This is a genomic window from Candidatus Eremiobacteraceae bacterium (genome assembly GCA_035314825.1).
Classification (GTDB): Bacteria; Vulcanimicrobiota; Vulcanimicrobiia; order Eremiobacterales; family Eremiobacteraceae; genus JAFAHD01.
Genome location: DATFYX010000035.1, coordinates 1 through 8,681 on the forward strand (window position 1 = coordinate 1; position 8,681 = coordinate 8,681).

Annotated in this window: 8 protein-coding genes; 4 read left to right on the plus strand and 4 right to left on the minus strand. The window is 61.2% G+C overall.

Annotation, left to right across the window (positions count from 1 at the left end; all coding sequences use genetic code 11):
• Positions 1 to 158 precede the first annotated feature (158 nt).
• Entirely contained in the window at positions 159 to 320 is a 162-nt protein-coding gene (locus VKF82_04980) for a hypothetical protein (protein ID HME81408.1), read from the plus strand.
• Between the two features lie 143 nt (positions 321 to 463).
• A complete protein-coding gene (locus tag VKF82_04985) occupies positions 464 to 1,117 on the plus strand; it encodes a stalk domain-containing protein (protein HME81409.1) in 654 nt (217 codons plus the stop codon).
• 32 nt (positions 1,118 to 1,149) lie between these two features.
• On the opposite strand, the gene VKF82_04990 is transcribed toward VKF82_04985, so the two are convergent.
• Genes VKF82_04990 through VKF82_05005 form a run of 4 tightly spaced genes read right to left on the minus strand, consistent with a single transcriptional unit; the run spans position 1,150 to position 7,389 of the window.
• Positions 1,150 to 1,335, minus strand: a complete 186-nt coding sequence (locus VKF82_04990; GenBank protein ID HME81410.1) for a hypothetical protein — start codon at positions 1,333 to 1,335, stop codon at positions 1,150 to 1,152.
• Entirely contained in the window at positions 1,332 to 3,908 is a 2,577-nt protein-coding gene (gene mgtA, locus VKF82_04995) for a magnesium-translocating P-type ATPase (protein HME81411.1), read from the minus strand. Before mgtA ends, VKF82_04990 begins: the two co-directional genes overlap by 4 nt.
• A gap of 5 nt (positions 3,909 to 3,913) precedes the next feature.
• A complete protein-coding gene (locus tag VKF82_05000) occupies positions 3,914 to 5,029 on the minus strand; it encodes an acetate/propionate family kinase (protein ID HME81412.1) in 1,116 nt (371 codons plus the stop codon).
• Positions 5,011 to 7,389, minus strand: coding sequence for a phosphoketolase family protein (locus VKF82_05005; protein HME81413.1), 2,379 nt, complete (start codon positions 7,387 to 7,389; stop codon positions 5,011 to 5,013). The genes VKF82_05000 and VKF82_05005 overlap by 19 nt, the downstream gene beginning before the upstream one ends.
• 339 nt (positions 7,390 to 7,728) lie before the next feature.
• Here VKF82_05005 and VKF82_05010 point away from each other — a divergent pair, with 339 nt between their 5' ends.
• Both VKF82_05010 and VKF82_05015 read left to right on the plus strand, forming a co-directional pair.
• Positions 7,729 to 8,154: a hypothetical protein gene (locus VKF82_05010; protein ID HME81414.1), complete on the plus strand. Its 426-nt coding sequence runs from the start codon at positions 7,729 to 7,731 to the stop codon at positions 8,152 to 8,154.
• A 137-nt stretch (positions 8,155 to 8,291) separates the two neighbouring features.
• Positions 8,292 to 8,681, plus strand: a 390-nt coding sequence (locus VKF82_05015; GenBank protein ID HME81415.1) for a hypothetical protein, incomplete at its 3' end; no start/stop codon positions are given.

The window sequence follows — 8,681 nt, forward strand, 5'->3', positions numbered from 1 at the left end:
CGTTTAGCGCCGTGATTGGTTGCCTCGAAGACGCCGCACCATTGAAGCGAGAGAAAAGCCGTGGACGCCTGCATTGGAGTGGATCGGGGCACCCGCCGGGTAACGCGGTATTTTGACACCAATTTTGACACGAAATCACGGCCCCGAACGGCGCACACGTGACACACAAGAAGATCCGGGCAACCCTTCATGAATGCTACGTCTCCGCGCCCTGGCGCACGTATGCGCACTACCGCGCACATCGAGTGGAAGTGTCTGTCACGCAGGAGGTCGTCGGTTCGAGCCCGATCAGCGTCGCCAGTCAAAACCCGACCGCGTAAAGCGTAGCTGCGAAATGGGGTAGACTGTAAGTAGGAAGGGGCATCGTATGCGAATACTTCTCGTTCTTGCGATAATCACTTTACTCTCGTTCCTGAGTCCCATTGCGCACCCATATGCATCTGGGCAAGCTCTTGCCGGTAACGTGCGCATCATCGTCAACGGTCAAGAGGTGACGTTCGACCAGCCGCCGATCGAGCGAAGCGGGCGTGTGTTTGTGCCGCTGCGCGGGGTATTCGAGCGCCTTGGCGCGAGCGTCGTGTATGACAACGGTTTGATCAACGCCACCGGCAACGGCCGCAACATCCAACTGCAAATAGGCTCGACGACGGCGCGCGTCAACGGGCAGACGACCTCGCTGGACGTCGCCCCCTTCTTGGTCGGTGCCCGCACGTTGGTGCCGTTGCGCTTCATCTCTGAGGCGTTGGGAGCGAACGTCAACTACGACGGCAGCTCTCAGACCGTGACCGTGGCATTGGCAGGCGCGCCAGCCCCGGCGCTTCCAACGGCAACCCCCGCCGGGGTCAGCGTCATCAACGTCGTCGCGTCCAACTGGCAGTTTACGCCGAACACCATCACGGTCGCGGCTGGAAGGGCTGTGACGCTACGATTGACGTCGGCTTCCGGCGTGCACGGCATCCAATCGAACGAACTCGGGATCCCGCTAACGGCGATCAAGCCAGGCCAATTCGTACAAACGACCTTTATCCCGAAAGCGGCAGGAACATACGTCATCCATTGCGCGATCGAGTGCGGCGCCGGCCATAGCAACATGACCCTCACCATCATGGTGAAGTAATACCTTGGGCTATTCGCATGGCGGGCTTCTAACTAATGATCGATGTACTTCGACACCTCGTCGAACGTGGGATCGAGCCGCAGGTCTTCTAGCGCGTATTTTCGATCTTCATGGCCACCGGGGACCTCGACTCGCACCACGATCACATGCGGACTGACGTCTTTGACGATGCCTTCCTCCTTGGTCCCGTCGATATAGACTCTATCACCGACCTTCACGTCTTGCTCCTTTCTGCGAAGCTCGTAGAGGTTGTTTCGCCCGCCGGCGCGTTGTTCTGCGCGCCGAGGCTGCTCCGATAGAACAGCCACTTTGCAAGCTCGATCAGACCCAAGTATGCCGCGATCATCACCGCAAGCGCCCCAAAGAACGCCAACGGCAGCGGAACGAAGCCCAAGGGTCGCGCAAGCGGTGTGAACGGCAAAATCATACCGAGCGCAACGATGGCAAATGTGGTCAGCTGGAGTTGCCAGCTTGCCCGGCTGCGCCAGAACGGAACATAACGCGTGCGGATCAAGAAAACCACAAGCGACTGCGTCGAGAGCGACTCGACGAACCAGCCGGTGTGGAAGAGCTCCGGTCCGGCGCGGAAGATGAACAGCATCACGCCGAACGTCACGAAGTCGAAGATGGACGAGATCGGCCCGAAGATCACCATGAAGCGCTGGATGAACTTCATATCCCAGTGCGCCGGACGGCGAAGCTGCTCTGGATCGACATTGTCCGTGGGTATCGTCATCTCGCTGATATCGTACAGCAGATTGTTCAGTAAGATCTGCGAAGGCAGCATAGGCAAGAATGGCAAGAACAGCGATGCGCCGGCAGCGCTGAACATGTTGCCGAAGTTCGACGACGTACCCATCAGTACGTACTTCATCGTGTTGGCAAAAACGCGGCGCCCCTCGATGACGCCGTCGGCCAGAACGCCGAGATCTTTCTTGAGCAATACGATGTCGGCGGCGTCCTTCGCGACGTCGACCGCCGAGTCGACTGAAATTCCGACGTCTGCGTCGTGCAGGGCGACGGCGTCGTTGACTCCATCGCCCAAATAGCCGACGTCGCGGCCGGTCTTGCGCTGCAATCTGATGATGCGCGATTTCTGATCCGGGGTGACGCGCGCGAAGATCGACGTCCGCTCGACCGCGCTTGTCAGCTCAGCGTCAGTCATCGAGTCCAGTTGCTTGCCGGTGAGCGTGCCTCCGACCGCCAAACCGAGCTCGCGGCAGACGACCTGGGCGGTCAGGTCGCTGTCGCCCGTCACGATCTTGACTTGGACGTCGAGATCTTCCAAGCGGCGCAAGCTGTCGGCGGCGTCGAGTTTAGGTTCGTCGGCAAACGTCAGCACGCCAACAGGCGAGAGATCGCGCTCATCGGTCGGATGGAGCTGCGCAAGCGAGGCAGCTTCCCTTTGCGCGAGCACGATCGCGCGGCGTCCGTCGTTCATCTGAAGATCGACAAGCGCCTTGAGCTGCGGGCTGAAGCCCGTGGAGCAGGCCTCGATCGCTTCGGGCGCGCCTTTTGCCAGCAGCAGCCGTCGTCCGTCCGGCGCGTCGACCAGGACCGACATCATCTGGCGCTGATAGTCGAACGGCGCGTGATCGATCAGGCGATAGCGCTGCGCTGCCTCGCGACGCGCGGGGGTCGCCGCTTCCCACAGCGCGACGTCAAGCGCATTGCCGCTTATGATGCGTCCGTCCTGGACGACGACGTCCGTGCATAGCAAGGCTTGTACCGCGAGGTCTTCGGAGCTCGTGCCGTCCGGGGCGAGCGCGCTCAGGAAGGAGATCTTCCCTTGGGTGAGCGTTCCGGTCTTGTCCGTGAAGAGCACTTCGATGTTGCCGAGGTCCTCGATGCTCACGAGCCGTTTTACGATGACCGAACGTTTTGCGAGTTGACGTGCGCCGAACGAGAGGCTGATCGTGACGATCGCCGGCAGCAGTTGCGGCGTGATGCCGATGGCGATCGAGAGCGCGAACAGCAACGACTCGATCCACGAGTGATGCAGCAGCGCATTGAGCACGAAGATCGTGCCCGCGAGGATGACCGTGATGCGCACCAGCAGCATCGAGAAATCCCGCAGGCCGAGTTGAAACGCCGTCTGCGGCACCTGGCGCAGGAGTTCGTGGGCGATAGATCCATACGCACAGGCCCGACCCGTAGCCACTACGACGCCGGTCGCGGCGCCGTTCTTCACGACCGTTCCAAGATACGCGCAGCACGAGAGATTGAGCGAAGACTCATCCGGTTTGCAGGTCAGCGACTTCACGGCCGGCATCGCCTCGCCGGTCAGGGCTGACTCGTCGCACTCGAGGTCGTGCACTTCGATGAGGCGCATGTCGGCCGGCACGATGTCACCGATTGCGATCTCCACGACGTCGCCAGGCACCAGCTCAGTGACGTTTATGGTCCCGCGCTTGCCGTCGCGTATGACCAGTGCTTTGCGCTGCACCCGTGCGCGCAGGTCGTCGACAGCCTTGGCAGAGCTATACTCGTTCGCGAAGCTCAAGCCGACGCTGAGGAAGATGATCACGAGGATGATCGCCGCGTCCGAGCTGTCGTGAAGCCAAAGCGAGAGCAGCGCGGTTCCGATCATCAGGATGAGGAATGGGTTCTGGAACTGCCTGGCAAGAACGCTCCAGGCTGTCGTTTTCTGCTGCTCGATCTGGTTCGGCCCAACGCGGCGAAGACGCGCTTGCGCCTCTGCCGACGAAAGCCCGTCCTTTGAGCTGCCCGATCGGCGCAGCACCTCGTCGGGTTCGAGAGCCGCTGAGGCGCGCAGGTCGGGCGCGGTCATGGCGCTCACCGGCGCTGGGTTGGTCTTTCCGCGGACAGGAGCGCAGACACGTGGCGGGCGATCATGAGATCTTCGTTCGTCGCGACGACCAGAACGGCGACGCGGCTGCTTGCCGCGGAGATGCACGCGGCGTTTGCGTCGTTGAGCTGGTCGTCGATGACGACTCCAAGATAGGCGCAGCCGGCGCAGATGGCTTTTCTGATCGGCGCCGCATGCTCGCCGATGCCTCCGGTGAAAACGAACTGATCGAGACCGCCCAGCACGGCTACCAACGCACCGATGTGTTTGACGGCGATATACACGTATAGACTGATCGCATCCTGTGCGGCTCGATCGCCGGCTGCGCGACGTAATAGCTCACGCATGTCCGCCGTGCCGGAAACGCCGAGCAGTCCAGACCGGGAATTGAGCAGTTCGGACAGCGCCTCCGCGTCGAGGCGTTTGGCGCGCAGCAGATAGATCAACACGCCTGGATCGAGGTCGCCCGGACGCGTCCCCATCATCACCCCGCCGAGCGGACTGAATCCCATGGTCGTGTCGATGGACCTGCCGTTTCGTATCGCCGCGAGACTTGCCCCGTTTCCCAGATGGGCGATCAGCGTGCGTTCCAGTGGGGGGATAGCGCTCACGACGTATTCGTATGACAGCCCGTGATACCCGAATCGGCGCACCATCGGTCCTAGATCGCTCGGCAGCGGATAGCTCTGTGCGACCGCGGGCATATCCTTGTGGAAGGCAGAGTCGAAGCACGCGACTGCCGGCACTTCCGGCACGTGGGCGGCCACGTAGCGCATCGCCGTGAGCGCCGCGGTGTGCGTGGGGTCGAATTCGACCAAGCGCTCAAGCGACGCTATGAGCTCGCTGTCGACGCGCTGCGGTTCCATGTGCTCGGGACCGCCGAACACGACGCGATGGCCGATGGCGTCGAGTTGAAGTCCTTGCCGCTTGACCGAATCAAGCACCGAACGCAACGCCGCCGGCTGGTCGCGGGCGCTCGTGATGTCTTCCTCCCCGCTTCCGAGGAGCTGCTCGGCCGGCATCTCGTAGATCGCATACTTCAGCGACGACGATCCGCTGTTGAGACAAAGGATGCGCACGTCAGCTAGAGGGTCCAGCGCCAATCACGTATCTCAGGCATGTCCTCCCCGACGCGCTCGATGTATTCTTTGTGGGCCGCCAGTCTATCCCGGAAGAGCTGCTTGACGTGGGCCGCGCGGTCTTGCAGCCCTGGAATCCGGTCGATGGCGTCGCCGGCGAGATGAAAACGGTCGAGATCGTTGCGCACCGTCATGTCGAATGGCGTGGTCGTCGAGCCTTCTTCCTTATAGCCTCGCACGTGCATGTTATCGTGACCGTGGCGCCGGTAGGTGAGCCGGTGGATCAGATATGGGTAGCCGTGGAAGGCGAAGATGATCGGTGCGTCGGTCGAGAAGATCGAATCGAATTCGTTGTCGGATAGCCCGTGGGGATGCTCTGAGGGCGGCTGCAGTTTCATGATATCGATGACGTTGACGGTCCGGATCTTGAGATCGGGGATGTGCTTGCGCAGCAGGTCGACGGCAGCGAGCGTCTCGAGCATCGGCACGTCGCCGGCGCAGGCGAACACGACGTCGGGCTTTGCCCCCTGATCGTTGCTCGCCCACTCCAAGATGCCCAACCCGGCCTCGCACTGATGTTTTGCCGCTTCCACATCGAACCACTGCAACTCAGGATTCTTGCCGGAGACGATGACGTTCACGTAGTGGCGGCTTCGCAAGCAGTGATCTGCGACGCTGAGCAGCGTGTTCACGTCGGGGGGGAAGTAGACGCGGACGACTGCCGGTTTCTTGTTGAGCACGACGTCGATGAAGCCCGGATCCTGGTGGGTGAATCCGTTGTTATCCTGGCGCCAGACATGCGACGTCAGCAGGTAATTCAGCGAAGCGATGGGCCGGCGCCACGGGATCGCCGCCGTGACCTCGAGCCATTTGGCGTGCTGGTTGAACATCGAGTCCACGATGTGGACGAATGCCTCGTAGCATGAGAAGAAACCATGCCTGCCGGTGAGCAGGTAGCCCTCGAGCCAGCCCTGACACATATGCTCGCTCAGGACTTCCATGACGCGTCCATCTGGAGCGACATGATCGTCGTTCGGCAGGATGACGGCGGTCGACCGGCGGTTCGTGACCTCGAAAACGGCGTCGAGCTTGTTGGAAGATGTTTCGTCTGGCCCGAACAGCAAGAAGCTCGTCGCGTTCTGTCGGGCGATGTCTCGTAAGAATCGTCCAAGAGCGCCGGTCGCCGACGCCATCTCCGTGCCGGGTTGCGGAACGTCGGCCGCGTAGGTCTGAAAATCCGGCATGAGGAGATCGCGAAGGAGAACGCCGCCATTGGCGTGCGGATTCGCTCCCATGCGGCGTTGTCCGGTCGGCGCTAGCGCCGCGAGTTCGGCGACGAGGCGTCCGTCGGCATCGAACAATTCGTCGGGCCGGTAGCTGCGCATCCACGCCTCGAGGATGGCGAGATGTTCGGGGTTCGTGCGGACGTCGAGCACGGGCACTTGGTGCGCTCGAAAAGTCCCCTCGATCTGCTTGCCGTCGACCACTTTGGGTCCGGTCCAACCCTTGGGCGTGACCAGCACGATCATAGGCCAGCGTGGTCGGTCCTTGAACCCGCCCGTCCGCGCTGTCTTCTGAATGGCGCGGATCTCGGCAAGGACCTTTTCGAGCGTCGCGGCGAGCAGTTGATGAGTCGGTTCTGGATCGTGGCCCTCAACGACGTACGGCGCATACCCGTAGCCTTGAAGAAGTTCGATGAGTTCTTGCCGCGGGATCCGCGCGAGCACGGTAGGACCGGCGATCTTGTAGCCGTTGAGGTGCAAGATCGGCAGCACGGCGCCGTCGCAAGCCGGATTGATGAACTTGTTGAAGTGCCAGCTTGTCGCGAGCGGACCCGTCTCCGCTTCTCCGTCTCCGACGACGACGCTGGCGATGAGATCGGGATTGTCGAAGACCGCGCCGCAGGCGTGCGCGAGCGAGTACCCGAGCTCCCCGCCCTCATGGATCGAGCCAGGAGTCTCCGGCGAGGCATGACTTGGGATGCCGCCCGGGAACGAGAACTGTTTGAAGAGACGTTGCATCCCTTCAGCATTTTGGGACACGTTCGGATAGAGCTCGCTGTACGTCCCTTCGAGATACGTGTTGGCTACGACGGCGGGCCCGCCGTGCCCCGGACCGCAGACGAAGATCATATCGAGATCGTGTTGCTTGATGAGACGGTTGAGGTGCGCGTAGACGAAGTTGAGCCCAGGCGTCGTGCCCCAGTGCCCGAGAAGCCTAGGCTTGGTATGCTCCGGTCTGAGCGGCTCCCGCAGAAGCGGATTGTCGAGCAGGTAGATCTGCCCGACCGACAGGTAGTTCGCGGCTCGCCAGTACGCATCGATGCGGCGAAGCGAGTCGGAGGACAGCGGCGCGGCTGAGTCTGCTCTTAATGAAACAGTCATGTCTGGCGCTCCTAGAACTACTATTGACTTCCATAGTACCATAAACGTTAGGACGGAACGTATGCGCGATTTGCGCGCCGGGCCGTGCAAGTGTTCGCGGTAGACGCGATTCCCGAACGGCGCGAAAGAGCGGGTGAACGCAGCGCTCAACCGACATGCGCATCGGCAATCCGGCACAGACGATCCTCGACCAGATCGCGCGCTCGCCTCGCTCGTGACGACGAGTTTCTTCATCGTTCCGCCGAGCAGGTAGCAGGATACATTTCGCTAGAAGGCCTGTCCGTCGCAACCCGATTAGCAGTTCCGCGAAGAGAGGATTTCCTTATGAGCCGAAGCGCTATGTTGGTTACGCTCATCGCCTGGTCGCTGCTCGCTTCGGGCTGCACGAAGAGCGATTCCGGGAAGCAGTCAAGCGCGGTCCCGAGTGCGACCCCCGGCACCGCCGCAACGGTCGCGACGAACGATCTCATGCCCAAGCTGCCCGTGTATCCCGGTGCTACAGCTGCCACTGCACCGCAGACGGCGACCGTCGCCGGAAAGCAAGTGGTTTCGCAGGTGTACACGACATCGGACCCGTTTGACAAAGTGTACAAGTGGTATCAAGGCGCTTTGCCCGCGCATTCCGAGACATCGCATGACACATCAGAGAGTCAGGAATCAGCGGTGTTCACATTGTCAGGCGGCGCAAAGCAGCAGACCGTGTCGCTGTTGAAGACCGGCGGCGTGGAGGTGGTCAACATCACGCTTACCGCCACCGGCGGATAAGCTTTAGGCGGCATGATGGTACTTAGCATTATGCCGGAGATACCTACGAATAAACAAACAACAGGAAACCAAGCTCCCACACGCGCATTGTGGAAGTGAGATTTTGCAGATCTAGCCGTTGGAATGAGAGTGAACCAATGCGTGTCTTCGTTATTTCGCTGCTGTGCGCGTGCGCGTTCGTCTTCGCGGCCTCAAGCGCCGTCGATGCGAAAGGCACCGTCACCGTGCAACAGAGCGATGGCTCGACTCAACAGTATAACAACGTGACGATCGTCATCGCTAATAAGGCTCTGAGGGTGACGACTGCCGACGGCGTGGGTACGCTCGTCATCGATAAGGCCGCCTGCTCGTACGTCGGCAATCTGCAGATGTGCCTGCCGTACAGCATGACGCTCGATCAGGGCGGCGGCACGCACCCGCTCGACTTCCAGCGTGGTACGGTCTACGTGAACCTCACCGATAGCAAGCAGCCATTATCCAACTCTTCCATGCAGCTGCCACCACAGGGCATTTTGCTCTCATTGACC

Bases quoted from the DNA above. Each gene is read 5' to 3' on its own strand.
- mgtA (HME81411.1), bottom strand. From the start codon at position 3,908: ATGACCGCGCCCGACCTGCGCGCCTCAGCGGCTCTCGAACCCGACGAG.
- VKF82_05005 (HME81413.1), bottom strand. From the start codon at position 7,389: ATGACTGTTTCATTAAGAGCAGACTCAGCCGCGCCGCTGTCCTCCGAC.
- VKF82_05010 (HME81414.1), top strand. From the start codon at position 7,729: ATGTTGGTTACGCTCATCGCCTGGTCGCTGCTCGCTTCGGGCTGCACG.